Origin of the sequence: Pannonibacter sp. XCT-53, assembly GCF_009915765.1 — a bacterium.
Taxonomy (GTDB): Bacteria; Pseudomonadota; Alphaproteobacteria; order Rhizobiales; family Stappiaceae; genus Pannonibacter; species Pannonibacter tanglangensis.
The window spans coordinates 315,593-330,235 of the sequence record NZ_JAABLQ010000001.1 but is presented as its reverse complement, the minus strand read 5'-3'; the positions used below and the strand labels follow the sequence as shown (position 1 = coordinate 330,235).

General features: G+C 68.4%; 10 protein-coding genes and 1 tRNA gene. 2 read left to right on the top strand and 9 right to left on the bottom strand.

The features are described 5' to 3' along the window. The 8 genes from ettA to GWI72_RS01590 form a co-directional block, all read right to left on the bottom strand. Nucleotides 1–1,650, bottom strand: a complete 1,650-nt coding sequence (ettA, locus tag GWI72_RS01625) for an energy-dependent translational throttle protein EttA (protein WP_161675146.1) — start codon at nucleotides 1,648–1,650, stop codon at nucleotides 1–3. A 95-nt stretch (nucleotides 1,651–1,745) separates the two neighbouring features. Further along, nucleotides 1,746–3,077, bottom strand: a complete 1,332-nt coding sequence (locus GWI72_RS01620) for an NAD(P)/FAD-dependent oxidoreductase (protein WP_161707707.1) — start codon at nucleotides 3,075–3,077, stop codon at nucleotides 1,746–1,748. Nucleotides 3,078–3,082: 5 nt separating this feature from the next. Beyond that, complete coding sequence (locus tag GWI72_RS01615) at nucleotides 3,083–4,405, bottom strand: NAD(P)/FAD-dependent oxidoreductase (protein ID WP_161707706.1); 1,323 nt, start codon at nucleotides 4,403–4,405, stop codon at nucleotides 3,083–3,085. Nucleotides 4,406–4,486: 81 nt separating this feature from the next. Then, nucleotides 4,487–5,290, bottom strand: a complete 804-nt coding sequence (locus GWI72_RS01610) for a hydroxypyruvate isomerase family protein (protein ID WP_161707705.1) — start codon at nucleotides 5,288–5,290, stop codon at nucleotides 4,487–4,489. Between the two features lie 132 nt (nucleotides 5,291–5,422). Beyond that, on the bottom strand, nucleotides 5,423–6,241 hold the full coding sequence (locus tag GWI72_RS01605) for a ChaN family lipoprotein (protein ID WP_161707704.1): 819 nt from the start codon (nucleotides 6,239–6,241) through the stop codon (nucleotides 5,423–5,425). Beyond that, complete coding sequence (locus GWI72_RS01600; RefSeq protein ID WP_161707703.1) at nucleotides 6,238–6,921, bottom strand: ChuX/HutX family heme-like substrate-binding protein; 684 nt, start codon at nucleotides 6,919–6,921, stop codon at nucleotides 6,238–6,240. The genes GWI72_RS01605 and GWI72_RS01600 overlap by 4 nt, the downstream gene beginning before the upstream one ends. Further along, the gene (locus tag GWI72_RS01595) at nucleotides 6,918–8,672 is read right to left on the bottom strand and encodes an ABC transporter ATP-binding protein/permease (RefSeq protein ID WP_161707702.1); all 1,755 of its coding nucleotides are present in this window, start codon (nucleotides 8,670–8,672) and stop codon (nucleotides 6,918–6,920) included. The genes GWI72_RS01600 and GWI72_RS01595 overlap by 4 nt, the downstream gene beginning before the upstream one ends. Nucleotides 8,673–8,676: 4 nt before the next feature. Beyond that, nucleotides 8,677–11,127: a TonB-dependent hemoglobin/transferrin/lactoferrin family receptor gene (locus GWI72_RS01590; RefSeq protein ID WP_161707701.1), complete on the bottom strand. Its 2,451-nt coding sequence runs from the start codon at nucleotides 11,125–11,127 to the stop codon at nucleotides 8,677–8,679. A 276-nt stretch (nucleotides 11,128–11,403) separates the two neighbouring features. Here GWI72_RS01590 and GWI72_RS01585 point away from each other — a divergent pair, with 276 nt between their 5' ends. Further along, nucleotides 11,404–12,813, top strand: a complete 1,410-nt coding sequence (locus tag GWI72_RS01585; protein ID WP_161707700.1) for a hypothetical protein — start codon at nucleotides 11,404–11,406, stop codon at nucleotides 12,811–12,813. A 53-nt stretch (nucleotides 12,814–12,866) separates the two neighbouring features. Here the strand turns inward: GWI72_RS01585 and GWI72_RS01580 are convergent. Next, nucleotides 12,867–12,942: transfer RNA gene (locus GWI72_RS01580), tRNA-Ile, on the bottom strand. Between the two features lie 265 nt (nucleotides 12,943–13,207). Between GWI72_RS01580 and GWI72_RS01575 the strand changes: the two genes are divergently transcribed. After that, on the top strand, nucleotides 13,208–14,299 hold the full coding sequence (locus GWI72_RS01575; protein WP_161707699.1) for an AI-2E family transporter: 1,092 nt from the start codon (nucleotides 13,208–13,210) through the stop codon (nucleotides 14,297–14,299). The last annotated feature ends 344 nt before the right edge of the window (nucleotides 14,300–14,643 follow it).

Below are 14,643 nucleotides of genomic sequence, written 5' to 3'. Positions count from 1 at the left end.
TCAGCGGGTCAGCGGCTTGTACTTGATGCGGCGCGGGTCGGCGGCATGGGCGCCGAGGCGACGGACCTTGTCCTTCTCGTAGTCCTCGAAGTTGCCCTCGAACCATTCCACGTGGCTGTCGCCCTCGAAGGCGAGCATGTGGGTGGCCAGACGGTCGAGGAACATGCGGTCGTGCGAGATGACCACGGCGCAGCCGGCGTAGTTCTCCAGCGCGTCTTCGAGGGCGGCCAGCGTCTCGGTGTCGAGGTCGTTGGTCGGTTCGTCGAGGAGCAGCACGTTGGCGCCCTGCTTCAGCACCTTGGCCAGATGCACGCGGTTGCGCTGACCACCGGAGAGATCGCCCACCTTCGCCTGCTGGGCCGGGCCCTTGAAGTTGAAGGACGAGCAGTAGGCGCGGGAGTTGATCTCCTTGCCGTCGAGATAGATGATCTCGTTGCCGTCGGAGATTTCCTCCCAGACGGTCTTGTTCGGGTCCAGCTTGTCGCGCGACTGGTCGACGTAGCCGAGGCGCACGCTGTCGCCGACGATGATCTCGCCGCTGTCCGGCTTTTCCTGGCCCGTCAGCATCTTGAACAGGGTGGTCTTGCCGGCGCCGTTCGGACCGATGATGCCGACAATGCCGCCGCGCGGCAGCTTGAACGACAGGTCCTCGATCAGCAGGCGGTCGCCGAAGCCCTTGTTGACGCCCTTCAGCTCGATCACGTTGGCGCCGAGGCGCTCGCCGACCGGGATGAGGATCTGCTCGATCGTCGGCATCCGCTCTTCCTGCATGGCGAGCAGGTCTTCATAGGCGCGGATACGGGCCTTGGACTTGGTCTGGCGGCCCTTCGGCGACATGCCCATCCACTCGCGTTCACGCGCGATCGCCTTGGAGCGGGCCATGTTCTCGCGGCCTTCCTGCTCCATGCGCTTGGTCTTCTTCTCCAGATAGGCCGAGTAGTTGCCCTCGTAGGGGATGCCCTGGCCACGGTCCAGCTCGAGAATCCAGCCGGTGACGTTGTCGAGGAAGTAGCGGTCGTGGGTGATGATCAGCACCGAGCCCTTGAACTCGCGCAGGTGCCGTTCCAGCCAGTGGACGGTCTCGGCGTCCAGGTGGTTGGTCGGTTCGTCGAGCAGCAGCAGGTCCGGCTCGCTCAGCAGCAGCTTGCAGAGCGCGACGCGGCGCTTTTCACCGCCCGAGAGGTTGTCGACGGGCGCGTCCGACGGCGGGCAGCGCAGGGCTTCCATCGCCATCTCGACCTTGCTCTCCAGGTTCCACAGGTCCTCGGCGTCGATGATGTCCTGGAGCTTCGCGCCTTCCTCGGCCGTCTCGTCCGAGTAGTTCATCATCAGCTCGTTGTAGCGGTCGATGATCGCCTGCTTGTGCGCGACGCCTTCCATGACGTTCTCGCGAACCGTCTTGGAGGTGTCGAGCTGCGGTTCCTGCGGCAGGTAGCCGACCTTGGCGCCTTCGGCAGCCCAGGCCTCGCCGGTGTACTCCTTGTCGATGCCCGCCATGATCTTCAGCAGCGTCGACTTGCCCGCGCCGTTCGGACCGAGGATGCCGATCTTGGCGTCCGGGTAGAAGGACAGGTGGATGTTGTCGAGAACCTTCTTGCCGTTATAGGCCTTCGACAGGCCATGCATGTGGTAGATGAACTGGCGCGCCATGGGGCCTCGCGTCTCCGTGCTTGAAGGGGAAATCCGGGGATCTTTGGAGCGCACTTGTACGGGAGATTGGCCCGTCGGGCAATGGGTGAGGAGCCCTAGCCCAGCCGGTCCTTGAGCCCGTACCACCAGTAGGCGGCCTGCAGGTAATGGCGGCGCAGGCGGGCCAGCGGAAACCGCCGCAAGGGGCCGCGCAAGGGCAGCGGCAGGTGCCACGCGGGCCGTTCGTCCAGCGCCAGTTCTGCCGCCAGTGTCCCGGCCATCGAGCCCATCGCCACGCCGTTGCCGTGGTAGGCGAGCGCTGCGAACACGCCCGGGTGGCCGGGCACGCTGCCGATGTAGGGGGTGAGGTCCAGCGCCAGACAGACCCGTCCCGACCAGTAATGCGTTGTCTCCACATGGGCGAGCGCGGGAAACAGCGCCTCGAAGTCCGACCGGATCAGCCGCCGCAGCCGGTTCGCTTCCCGTGCGGAGCCGAAGATGCCGCCGCGCATGCCGAACAGCATGCGGCCGTCCGGGAGCAGGCGGAAGTAATGCAGGAGCGTGCGGCTGTCGGAGCTCATCACCGGGCTGGTCCAGCCCTGCGCCATCCGCTCCTCTTGCGTCAGCACGCGGGTGACCATGACATTGGACAGGACCGGCAGCAGACGGCCCTCCACCCAGGGCAGGAGATCCTCATCCAGATAGCCGTTGCCGGCCAGAATGACCCGGCGCGCCAGAAGCCGGCCCTTCGGGGTCTCGACCCGCCAGCGCCCGGCGTCCGGCACGATGTCGAGCACCGGCGAGGTGCCGAAGATCGACTGCTCCGCGTCGCGCAGCGCCCGGGCAAGGCCGCGCACATATTTCAGCGGGTTGAGCCCGAAGCCATGCGGGGTGAGCATCCCGCCATGCGTGCCGGCGGCCGACAGGCCACGGGCGGCCAGATCGGCCGGGGTCAGCATCTGGGTGCCGAGCCCGAAGCGTGCGTTGACGAAGGCGCTTTCCTCCCGCAGCGCCCTGAGCGCCGAGGGCTTGTGCGCCAGCACCAGCTCGCCGGCGCCGCTCTGGTCGGCCGCGATCAGATGCTTGTCGAGCCGCCGGGCCACATGCTCGATCGCCTCGACCTGCAGCGCGACGAAACGCTGCGCCTCGGCCTCGCCGTAGGTCGCCACCAGGTCCTCCGGCGACCGTTTGGACCCGCCGATGCAGCAGAAGCCGCCGTTGCGGCCCGAGGCCCCGTAGCCGACCTGATGCCGCTCGAGCACGGCAACACTTGCACCGAGTTCCACCGCCCGCAGCGCCGCGTTGAGCCCGGTGTAGCCGGCCCCGACCACCGCCAGGTCGACGGCCAGCGCCTCGCCGGCCGGTGTCTCCAGCTGCGGATCGATGACCGGCGGCCCGACGCTGTCCTCCCAGTAACTGCCGATCGGAAGGCCGGGCTCGTCGATCATGGCCGTCAGATCCCGAGCCGGTCGCGCAGCGAGAACCAGGTCATCGCCGCCACGAGCAGCGGGAAGCGCATGCGCGCGCCGCCGGGGAAGGAGGGGATGCGGAGGCGCTCGAACACGTCGAAGCCCCCGGCCCGGCCGGTGACGGCCTCGCCGATCAGCCGGCCGGCAAGGCAGGCCATGGCCACCCCGTGACCCGAGTATCCCGAGGCGCTGACCACATTGGGGGCCAGGCGGGTGAACAGGGGCATGCGCTTCGGCGTGATCGCCAGCGTTCCGCCCCAGCCATAGTCGATGCGCACGTCGCCCAGCTGCGGAAACACCGATTTCAGCGGCCTGCGCACGAACTCCGGGATGTTGGCCGGGAACCGGTAGCCGTAGGTCTCGCCGCCGCCGAACAGCAGCCGGTGGTCACGGGTCATGCGGAAATAGTTGATCACGAACTTGCTGTCGGCGACCGCCACCCCGCCCGCGATCAGGGCTTCGGCGCGCTCCGCGCCGAGGGGCTCCGTCACGATGATGAAGTTGTTGATCGGCATCACCTTCGCCGCCACCTTCGGCTCCAGCTTGCCGAGATAGCCGTTGCAGGCCAGCACCATGTGCCCGGCCGTGACGCTGCCGGCCGCCGTGGTAACGGTAACCTTGCCGCCTTCGTTGCGATATCCCGTCACGGTCGAGGTCTCGAAGATCCGCACGCCGGCCGCCTCCGCCGCACGGCCGATGCCGAGCGCGAGGTTGAGCGGATGCACGTGGCCGGCCCCCTTGTCGAGCACGCCGCCGTGGTAGAGCGGGCTGGCCAGGCGCGCGCGCACGCTGTCGCGGTCCAGCACCTCGTTGTCGTGATAACCGTAATGCCGGGCCAGGTGATCGGCATAGGCCGCATGATCCCGCGCAATGTCGGGACGGTGATCGGCGTAGAGGATGCCCGGCCGGTAGTCGCAGTCGATCTGATGCTTGCCGATCAGCGCGTGGACGATGGCCTTGGAGTCCTCGGCAAGATCCCACAAAAGCCGGGCGTCGGACTTGCCGACCATGTCCTCCAGCGTGATCTGGTCAAGGCGCTGGCCGGAGCCCACCTGCCCGCCGTTGCGGCCCGAGGCGCCCCAGCCGATGCGATGCGCCTCCAGCACGACGACCGAAAGCCCGGCCTCTGCCAGGTGCAGCGCGGAGCTGAGCCCCGTGTAGCCGCCACCGACGATCACCACATCCGCGCTGACCGCACCGGCGAGCGAGGGATGATCGGTCCTCCGGCTCGCCGTCGCCGCATACCAGGAGGTCGCATGCTGCCCCGGTCGGTCATTGGCGGTGAGAAGATCGAGGGATTTCAGCATTCGGGTCTCGGCAGCAGACAAAATGTGATCACATTGGGCGTGCCCGACAGTCTTCACTGGACGGACACTGCTTGGCAAGACCTATCCTGCACCCCTCCCCCTCCGGAACGCCGCAAGCCACGTGAGGCCGGCCTCCGTTCCGCCAGCACCGGACAGGCGGGGGCGGTATTCGGCGCCGATGTGGCCGGCGTAGCCGAGGCGCTGGAGGCCGTCGAGAAGCGGGGGATAGGCGAGCGCGCCCTGGTCGGGTTCGCCGCGGTCGGGCACACCGGCGATCTGGATGTGGCCGATCTTCGGGAAGGCCTCGGCGAGGACGGTGGCCGGATCTCCGCCCATGCGGGCGACATGGTAGCAGTCGAGCAGGAGCTCGGCCTCCCCGCCCGTCTCCTCGATCAGCGCCAGGGCGCGGTCCACCGTCGAGACGAAATAGCCGGGCACGTCGAAGGTGTTGATCGGCTCCAGCAGGATGCGCAGGCCCTGCGGCCGGGCCGAGGCAAGCGCGTGGCGCAGGTTGGCGAGGAACGCTGCGTGCGCCTCGGGGCCCTCGGCCTTGCCGGCCATCAGATGCACGGCCCCTGCCCCGCAGGCTGATGCATAGGCCAGCGCCGCGTCGATGGCCGCGCGCGCCTCGCGCTCGCGTCCGGCCAGGGCCGAGAGGCCGAAGTCACCCGCCGCAGCGTCGCCCCTGGCCGTGTTGAGCGCGAGGATCGGCAGGCCCGCCTCTGCGGCCGCGGATTTCAGCTCGTCTGCCGGGATCGCAGCCGGGCCCACGTGTGGCCAGTGCAGCTCCACCGCATCGAACCCGGCCCGCGCCGCCGCACCGACGGCCTCGGGCAGCGACAGGTCCGTGAAGAGAAATCCGAGATTGGCAGAAAACAGCAGCATGGCGAGGCCCCGGGCAGTTGAACCCCAAACAGTCGAGCCCCAAGCCTAGACCAGTTGCGCCGCGATGGCAGGCCTTTTGTGCCGCGCCTTGTGTCGCTCCTTGTGCCACTTCATGTGTCGTCGCGCGCGGCCTCACATGTCCAGCGGATCCATGACGAAGACCGCATCGGCAATTCCCGGCGCCGGTCTCTCCGGCGCGGTGTGCGGCAAGAGCACCGTGACAGTTGCGACGCCGAGATCAGCCAGCTGCGCTGGCGTGCCATGACCGAACTCGAGATGACCCCGGCCGATGATGCCGACGACCAGCGGCGCGCCCCTCGCCGCGCGGGCCTCGGCAATGCGGCAGGCGAAGGCGCGGTCCCAGACCTGCTGCGCGCGGACGAACCGGTCGAAGGCCGGATCGTCGGGGCTGGTGACCTTGCGGTTCGGCGCGCCGCCGCCGGTGAACTCGAACAGGAAGCGGCGATAGGCCGGGGTCGCCGGCAGCGCGGGCGTCACGCCGTCCCGGTCGGCGTCCGGGATGGCGTCCCAGCCACCGATGCCGACCTCTGTCACCAGAGCGCGGCGGCAGTTGAGCCCCAGCATCGGCAGGCGGAACTGCCGGCAGAAGCGGAACAGCGGCAGGTAGAGCTCGGCCGGGAAGCCCCAGACCGTGCCCCATTCGGCCTGCTCGAGAAAATCGGCCTCGGTCAGCTCACCCGCCACCCAGCGCGCCAGCACCGGATCAAGCCGCGCCGGGACCATCTCGAAGCCGACCGCGATGTCGGCGCGACGGGCGAGGAGGCCGGCCAGGACATGCAGTTGCCAGCGGTGCTGCGCCGCCTTGTCGTGCTGCTCGCCCAGGAGCACCACATCGGCGCGGGCAGCAAGGGCGAGCACCTCGGGATGGGCGAGGACGGCCCCGTCAGACGGCCGGATCCATTGGCCGGGGATCATGACGGCCCCGCTCATGCGAGCGGCCCGATGGCGAGGCCGGTGCGGTTGCCCTCAGCGTCCAGGGCATGGCGCCAGCCGTCCGCGTCCTGCCAGGAGGCGACGGTGCCGGCCTTCAGATGCAGATGGAAATCCGGCGTCATGATGTTGAAGAAGCCGCTCATCGGCTTCACCGCCTCGACCTTGCCCTGCCACTGCTGGCGCACGCTGGCGGTCTCGAAACGGATCGTCACCGGATCGCCGCCGACCAGCGCCTCCAGCACCGGAGCGGCGGGATCGCCCCCGGTCTCGGGCGGCGTGGCCTCTGCGGCGGACCGCTCGGGCGCAACAGCCGGAATGCGGGCAAAGAGGCGCAGCGCCGTCTCGAACGGCTCGGCCCCCTCCAGCCCCACGACGGAGACGCCCGGCTCGCCGCTGGCGGTCATGAAGTCAAGCCGCGGCAGGACCTTGTCCTTCATCACCGAGGAGGTGTCGTAGTGGAGGCTGTCGAGGGAACTGAGGTCGATGACGGCCGCGTGGCAGGCGCCGGACAGGGTGACGCTGTGGTCGCTGATCTCGGCCGTGTCGAGGGGGCCGATGCGCTCGTGCAGGCTGCCGGCGCTCCGCACAATGACCATGATGCGGCCAAGGCCGGGAAGCAGCGGGAAGACGGCGGCAGGCTGGACGTCGAGACGGTGGCGTTTGACTTGATCGGTCATGCGAGGGCTCCGGCGCGTGGGGCTGGCAGCGGCTGACTTGCACGGTCAGTGGCGGCTGCGGGGTCAAGGGCGAGGATCTGGTAGGGCGCGAGCCCTTCGGGCGGGCGATGGGCGGCGCAGATGATGGTGGCGTTGGGCAGTTCGGCCCTGACCCTGGCCAGCAGGTCCACCTCGCTGCGGGCATCAAGCGCGCTGGTTGCTTCATCCAGGATGAGCACGGCAGGCCGGTGGATGAAGACCCGCGCCAGCGCCAGCCGCTGGCGTTCGCCCATGGAGAGGCCCGCATAGCCCTCAGGGCCAGGCAGATCGAGTGCGGCGAGCTTGTGCCCCAGACCGGTCTCCCGGAGGGCCGCCTCGATGGCGTCACGGCCCACGTCCTCCGGCTCCCGTGGATAGGTCACGGCATGAGCAAGACCTTCGGGGAAGACACGCGGGGTCTGCGGCAGCACGAGGCGCGACCCTTCGGGCACGCTGATGCGGCCCTCGCCAAAGGGCCAGAGGCCGGAGAGCGCCGCAAGCAGCGTGCTCTTGCCGGCCCCTGACGGCCCGGCCACCCAGAGGCTCTGACCGGGCTGCAGCGCCATATCCGGAACCGGAGCCAGCCGCCTGCCCTGCGGAGTGGAGAGCGCCACACCTTGCAGCTTCATGCCGCCGCCGGGGGCTGCCCCCCGCGTGATCGCCTGCGGCACGCCCTCAGGCGTCTGCGGATTGCGCGTCAGCGCCAGAAGATCATCCAGACGCTCCGACACCGCCACGAATTCCGCCAGATCCCGGTAGGAGAAGATGAACCAGCTCAGGGTCGTTGCGGTGGTGGAGAAGCTCTGCGCCAGCTGCATCAGCCCGCCGAGGGTCAGGTTTCCGGCAAAATAGATGGGCAAGGCCAGAAAGGTCGGAATGCGCAGGATCGTCTGCATGTAGGGCCGGACGAACAGGCCGAGGATGACTTCGGCGCGGATAAGCCGGTGCCAGTTGCGGCGGATCTCGCCGAACCTGCGCTCAAGGCGGCGGCGCTCGGCCTCCTCGCCGGAGGACTGTGCAATTTCGTCCGTGCCTTCCCGCAGCTGCACCAGAGCATGGCGGAAGTCCGCCTCGCAGCGCTCCTGCTGGAACACCAGCCCCTTGACCGGCCGGCCCAGCAAATGGGTCAGGAGGCTCGACACAGCCACATAGAGGAAGGCGGCCCAGACCATGTAACGCGGAATTTCCACATCGAGACCAAACAGGTGGAAGCTGAGTGGCACGGCTGAAAGTGACCACAGCACCGCCACATAGGAGACAAGGGCGACCGCGTTTGAGATCACGTCCAGCGTTTCGATGAGCAGCCGCTCGATGAACTTGCGGCAGTCTTCGGCAATGCGTTGGTCCGGGTTGTCGACCGGCTGCACCGAAAAGCCGGGGCGCAGATGCCAGTAGGCCTTGTTGGCAAGCCAGGCATCCTGCATGCAAGCCGTCAGCCGCGCGCGCAAGCGCATCTGCAGCCGTTTGCGCAGCCAGTCGCCAACGAGGAAACAGGCCGCGGCAGCCGCAGTCAGCGCGGCAAAATGGCCGACCTGAAGCAGGGCTTCTGCCGCATCCCGCCGTTCCAGCGCGTCATAGAAGGCCTTGTACCAGCTGATGATCTGCACCGACACCCAGACGGCGGCAAACTGCAGCCCAAGCACCACGGCATAAAGAACCAGCGCCACCGGCGCGCCGGGTCCTGACGCGGCAAGCCGCGTCAGGCGATAAATGCGGGCAAGAACAGCGCGCATCGGATCAGAACTTCACGTTGAACGAGGCCTGGAAGGTGCGGCCGGGGCCGGTCTGCAGCTCGAGCGGGTTCTGGTTGGCAATGGCCGAAGTCGGCCGCGTGGTCATGCCGGCGGCGGAGGCCTCGAAGTAGCGGGTGTCGAAGACGTTTTTCACGCCGAGATCAAGGCTTGCCATTTCGGTGACCTGCCAGGAGGCAAAGACATCGAGCACCGCATAGCCGCCCGGCTTGAAGCCGGTGGGCGAGGAGGTCTCGTAGACCGGCGCGGCCATGCGGGTCATCGCATCCAGCGTCAGGTTGTACTGCGGCAGCGCGTAGCTGAGGCCGAGCACGGCGGTGAGCGGCGGCAGGGTGTGCGGCGTCGAGGCGGCGCCGGCTGCGGCCTTCTGCGTGCCCTTTTGCCAGGCGACGCTGGCAGTGGCGGTGAGATCCTCGGTCAGGCCATAGGCGCCCTCCACTTCCACGCCCCAGACGGCCACTTCCGACAGGTTGCGGTAGGTGTAGTCATTGGTGCCGGGCGGGTTGTAGAAGCTCTCGATGAAGTCGGTGTAGTCGGCGCGGAAGCCGGTGATCGACAGGTAGCCCCGCTCGATCTGGGCGCGGACACCGGCCTCGAGGCTGCGCACCTTTTCCGGCTTCAGGTTCGGCGCGGGGATCTGGTCGAAGGCAGCCCCGGGCACGGAGGTGAAGAGCTGCTGCGCCGTCGGCATCTTGAAGCCTTCGCCGTACTTGCCCCAGACCGACCAGGTGTCATCGATGTGGTAGAGCGCGCCGAGGCTCTTCAGCAGCGACGTATCCTCCCGCACGCGCGGCTCGGAGCCGGGCACGACCTTGTAATCCGGATTCGGACGCGGATTGATGCGGTAGGTGGCGAGGCGCAGGCCCGGCGTCAGTTCCAGCGTGTTGTCGAACAGGCCGATCTTGTGCTGGGCATAGACATCGGCCCGGCGCGTGTCGGAATTGGCGAAGTTGAAGCCGCCCGCCCGCGCCTCCGTCACCGCGCCGGTGGCAAGGTTGGTGGTGCGGTCAAGGCGGGTGTAGTCGACCCTGGAATAGTCGCCGTCGAAGCCGAAGGTCAGCTCGTGGTCGGTGGCGCCGAGTTCAAAGGCCTTGGTCGCCTGCACGTCCAGCTCGAAGAAGTTCTCCTTGTAGGAGAGATAATCCTGCAGGATGTAGCCCTGCCCCGCGCGGGTCGTGCCGCGCTGGAGGCCCTTGCGGTCATACTTGTGCGGCGTGTAGGCGAACGTCGTCTTCAGCTCGTCGAGGACGCCGCTGTCCGGCGTCCAGCTGTGTTCCAGCGCGAAGCGGTTGCGCGTCAGGGTCAGGTCGCGGTCATAGCCCGTGATGACATTGCCGTTGGTCTGGACCCCGCGCGTACGGGTGTAGTCCACGTCGGTCGTGCGCCGCAGAAGGTCGGCCGAGGCCTCCAGCCGGTGCTCGTTCGACGGCGTCCAGACGAACTTGAACAGGCCGCGCGTGCTGTCGGCATTGGTCGGGTCGAGCTTGTCGCAGGGCAGCTGGCCGGCGGAGAGCACACGCGGGCAGCCGTAGATGCCGCCGTCGGCGCGGGCGTTGGAGAGTTTCGCCTCCTTGGCTGCCTGCCGCGACACGGCCGCCATCACCGCGAAGGTCTCGGACCAGCGCTGCGCGAACACGCCAGAGGCGAGGCCGGAGCTGTTGAGACTGTCATAGGCAACGCGGCCCTCGCCGCCCATCTTGCGGCCCTTCAGCACGTCTTCCGGGTCCAGGGTCTCGACGGCGACGACACCGCCCAGCGCATCAGCGCCCCACAGCACCGAGGCCGGGCCGCGCACCACTTCCACCTGACGCACGAAGTTGAAGTCGAGATAGTCGCGGGTGCCGTCGGTGATGCGCTCGGCGACGCGCGAGCCGTCCACCTGCATCTGCACCCGGTTGCCGCCGACGCCGCGGATGGTGAAGCCGGAGAAGGTGTTGAACGGATCGGTGGCCGAGGTCTGGCGCTGCACGGTGACGCCGGGCAGATACCGGGTCAGCTGCTGCATGTCGGAAATGCCGAGCTGCTCCAGCTCCTGCCTCGTGACGACGGAGACGCTCGCCGGCACGTCGAGCACCGCCCGCTCCTGCCGGTCGGCAAACAGCGTGATGCGGCTGAGCTGGGTGATGAGGCCACCGGCCTCGGCCAGCAGCGCAGCCTCGCCAGCCGGAGCAGCCCCGGCCGCCGCCGGCGCAGGTGCCGCAGCCGTTGCCGCACGGGTCCCGGATGCGGGCCTGGCCGCTGTCTGGCCGCCGGTTTGGCCGCCGGTTTGGCCGCCGGTTTGGCCAGCCGTCTGGCTGCCAGACTGGCCCGCTGACTGGCCAGCTGACTGGCCTCTTGTCTGGGCCAGCGCCGGCGACGCACCGGCTGCGGCGCACAGGAGAGCGAGGCCGGCGACGCACGCCAGCCAGAGGGCATCGCGCCCTGAAGCAACGGACATGAAAGATCTCCCGAAAGGCCCGGAACCTGTCAGTCCGGGCCACGGCTCAAGGAAGGAATCGCTTGCTTTGGGCTGGCAAATCCGGCGCGCACCATCCGCGCTGCACCGTCATGGGAGGGAGTATTAAAATATGAGGTCTGGAGTCAAGTATTAAAACCCGATGACCGCGCCATAGGGCACAACCATGGTCAGCCGATTAAGTCTCTGGCCGCCCATTGAACCCGCCACCCGCTCGATCTAACGTCCCAACGGGCTACGAGGTGCGGGAGGCGGCAGGTGGGGTCGCGTTGCAGGCTTGTCGGACGTGGTGTGCTGGCGCTCGGTTTGATCGCGGGCGCGGGCGGGGCGGTGGCGCAGCCGGTCAGCGGTCAGGGGCAGCCTCTGCGGGCGCCGCTGATGCTGGGGCAGGACAGCCGGGACGGCGCCGTTCTGCGCGTCAGCGATGCGCCGGATGCGGCCGGGGAAACCCTGGCCGGTCAGGGCGCGGTCGTCTCCAGCGTCGCCGGGATCCTGTCCGGCCGGATTGCCGGCAGCAGCCCGGACACCGGGACGAGCCGCACGCCCGGCCCGGACGGCACGCAGACCGTCGACGTCACGGACCGCTCGGTGTCGGTCGAGATCGACCAGACCGGCGCGCTGCCGGGGGGCGCGGAAGGCCAGGTCAAGACCACGATCCGCTATGACAAGTGCCCGGACGCCTCCGGCCGGATCGCCATCTCCTTCAAGTCCGTGAGCAACCTGTCCGGCGCGGGCGGCGGCACGACGACCCGCGTGACGGCCGTGGTCGACGGCACGGTGCAGTTCAACGACGACGCCCGGGCCGCCCCCTTGCAGGCCGACACAAGGGTGGAACAGACCATCACCTCCGGCGGCGCGAGCCGGTCCGTCGACGTGAGCTGGACCCGGCTGCAGGACACGGCCGTCCGCGACCAGAGCGTCAACGCCGCGAGCCCCAACTCGGGCAAGGCGGATGTTGCCAGCGCCGACCGCATCCGCGCGCTGATGGAGCTGACGGCGCAGAAGATCATGAGCGATCTGGAGAGCTACGTCGAAGCGGGAAACTGCGTCACCCTGACGGCCGAGACCACCCCCGCCAAGCGCAGCAAGGTGCCCCCCTCCTCGAGCTTCGAGATCCTGGCCCGGCCCCGCGCCAAGACCGATGGCCAGCCGGCCGGCGGAACGGTGGTGGCAACGCTGGAGGGCGGCGCGCAGCTCGATCCGGCCGGCACCAGGGTTCAGGCGGACGCCCGCTTCACCTATACGGCCCCGTCCGCTGCCAACCAGAAGGCGACCGTCAAGCTGGTCGCCCGCTCGAAACGCGGCGTCGGACTTGCGTCCGTCGGCTTCGACACGGCCGGCGCGGCGCTGTTTGCGTCCGGCGGCGCGGATGCCTATCACGGCGAGGGCACGATCTGTGATGCGAGCAAGCCGTTCGTGATCGCCGGCAGCGGCGTGACCAACGACTTTTCCCCGAGCGACGCCACCAGCGGCACGTACAAATACGCCGGCAACCTCGGGGGATTTGCCGTCTGGGGCGAAGGAACCTACACGCTGACGCTGTCCCCCGATGGCACCACCGGCAAGCTGGTGGCCAGCGGCGGCGGGTCGGTCAAGACGCCCATGGGCACCTTCCGCAACGAGGGCTCGGAAATCTACCAGCTGACCCCGGCCCCGCCCTGCGACTAGCCCGCACGCGGCAGGGCCTGTCAGGCCGGCAGGAAAACCAAGGGGGAAAGATCTGGTGGGCCCGGAGGGACTTGAACCCCCAACCAATCCGTTATGAGCGGACGGCTCTGACCATTGAGCTACAGGCCCTGCGCCAAAGGCGGAGCCTTCTGGTACACCAGCCCCGGCGTGTCGGGCAAGAGGCGAGCGGCAGGGGCGTCCTGCCGGTCCGCAGCCCGCCTGCACGTCCTCTCCCGTGCACCTGCCTCCCGTCCCTGCCCCCTCTCTCAGGCACCCTCCCCGGCCCACTCCCTCACTTGCCACCATCCCCGCCTCGGTTGCATCCCGCCCTTGCAAGCCCCTGTGCGTCCCGGGCAGGGTGGCAGCAGGTCACAGCAGCAGGCACAGGCATCCGATGCGAAACTCCCTTCTCAATGTCACCCTGGCGCTGGTGCTTGTCTCGCTGGCCGGGTGGCTGCTGGTGGTCGGCCGGGCGCTGCTCCTGCCCTTCGTCACGGCGCTGATCGTCTGGTACCTGATCAACGCGCTGGCCAGCGGCCTCAGGGCCGTGCCGCTTGGCCCCTGGCGGCTGCCGGCCCTGCCCGCGCTGCTGATGGCGCTGGTGCTGATCTTCGTCGCGGCCACCTTCATCTTCGATCTGGTGGCCGCCAACCTCACCCAGCTTGCCCGCGACACCCCTGCCTACCAGACGCGGCTTGAGGAGGTCTTCGCCAGCCTGTCGGCCCTGGCCGGGCTGCAGGAGCCGGTGCAGATGCGGGACCTGATGCCGCAGACCTCGCTGACGCAGCTCGTCACCCAGGCGGCCAGCTTCATCACCACCATGGCCGGTTCGGCCTCGCTGGTCTTCATCTACGTGCTGTTCCTGCTGATCGAGCAGTCCACCTTCGACCGCAAGTATGCCGCCCTGTTCGACAGCGAGGGGCAGGCCGAGCGCGCCTTTGCCATCCGCGCCGAGATCAACCGGCGGGTGCTGCATTACTTCGGCATCAAGACCGGCGTCAGCCTGGCGACCGGCCTTGCCACCACGGGGCTGCTGATGCTGGCGGGCCTGCCCTATGCGGCGCTGTTCGGCTTCATTGCCTTCCTGCTCAACTACATCCCCACCATCGGCTCACTCATCAGCGTCATTTTCCCCAGCGTGCTGGCGCTGGTCTATTTCGACACCTTCGCGCCGTTCCTCGCGATTTCCATCGGCCTCGGGGTCATCCAGTTTGCCCTCGGCAATCTGGTCGAGCCGAAGCTGATGGGCTCGAGCCTCAATCTCTCCGGGCTGGTCATCCTCCTGTCGCTGGCCTTCTGGGGCGCCATCTGGGGCGTCACGGGCATGGTGCTCTGCGTGCCGCTGACGGTGGTCATCCTCATCATCTGCGCCGAGATCCCGCAGACCCGGCCGATTGCCGTGCTCCTGTCCGCCGACGGCAATGTCGGCCCGCCGCTCCAGCATCGCCAGACACCTGCGGGGGAAACGGCGCGATCGCGCGGGTAACGAAGCCCTGCAGCCGGCGGGACGCTGACGAGGGAAGTCCGGCGCCGACGCACCTCCTCCGTCATTCCGGACGCCTCCCCCGTCATTCCGGACAAGGTGAGCGTCCAGCGAACCGCCGATCCGGGGCCTGTCCCGGGCCTGACCCGGGATCCAGCATGTCTGTGCGAGCGCCAGCGAGCCCAAAACCAAGTCAACTCGACAAAACCTGTGGCAGACACGTTTGTCGCGCTTCGCGCCGCTGTTGTCCGGATCCCGGCTCGGCGCTTCTCTCACGCTCGGCCGGGCCGGGATGACCGCGTGCAGGCGTGCCGGAAGCGACAGGCGCAGACGCGCCTTTGACTTGC

Coding starts and splice junctions, on each gene's coding strand:
- ettA (WP_161675146.1), bottom strand. CDS start 1,650: ATGGCGCGCCAGTTCATCTACCACATGCATGGCCTGTCGAAGGCCTAT.
- GWI72_RS01620 (WP_161707707.1), bottom strand. CDS start 3,077: ATGATCGACGAGCCCGGCCTTCCGATCGGCAGTTACTGGGAGGACAGC.
- GWI72_RS01615 (WP_161707706.1), bottom strand. CDS start 4,405: ATGCTGAAATCCCTCGATCTTCTCACCGCCAATGACCGACCGGGGCAG.
- GWI72_RS01610 (WP_161707705.1), bottom strand. CDS start 5,290: ATGCTGCTGTTTTCTGCCAATCTCGGATTTCTCTTCACGGACCTGTCG.
- GWI72_RS01605 (WP_161707704.1), bottom strand. CDS start 6,241: ATGAGCGGGGCCGTCATGATCCCCGGCCAATGGATCCGGCCGTCTGAC.
- GWI72_RS01600 (WP_161707703.1), bottom strand. CDS start 6,921: ATGACCGATCAAGTCAAACGCCACCGTCTCGACGTCCAGCCTGCCGCC.
- GWI72_RS01595 (WP_161707702.1), bottom strand. CDS start 8,672: ATGCGCGCTGTTCTTGCCCGCATTTATCGCCTGACGCGGCTTGCCGCG.
- GWI72_RS01590 (WP_161707701.1), bottom strand. CDS start 11,127: ATGTCCGTTGCTTCAGGGCGCGATGCCCTCTGGCTGGCGTGCGTCGCC.
- GWI72_RS01575 (WP_161707699.1), top strand. CDS start 13,208: ATGCGAAACTCCCTTCTCAATGTCACCCTGGCGCTGGTGCTTGTCTCG.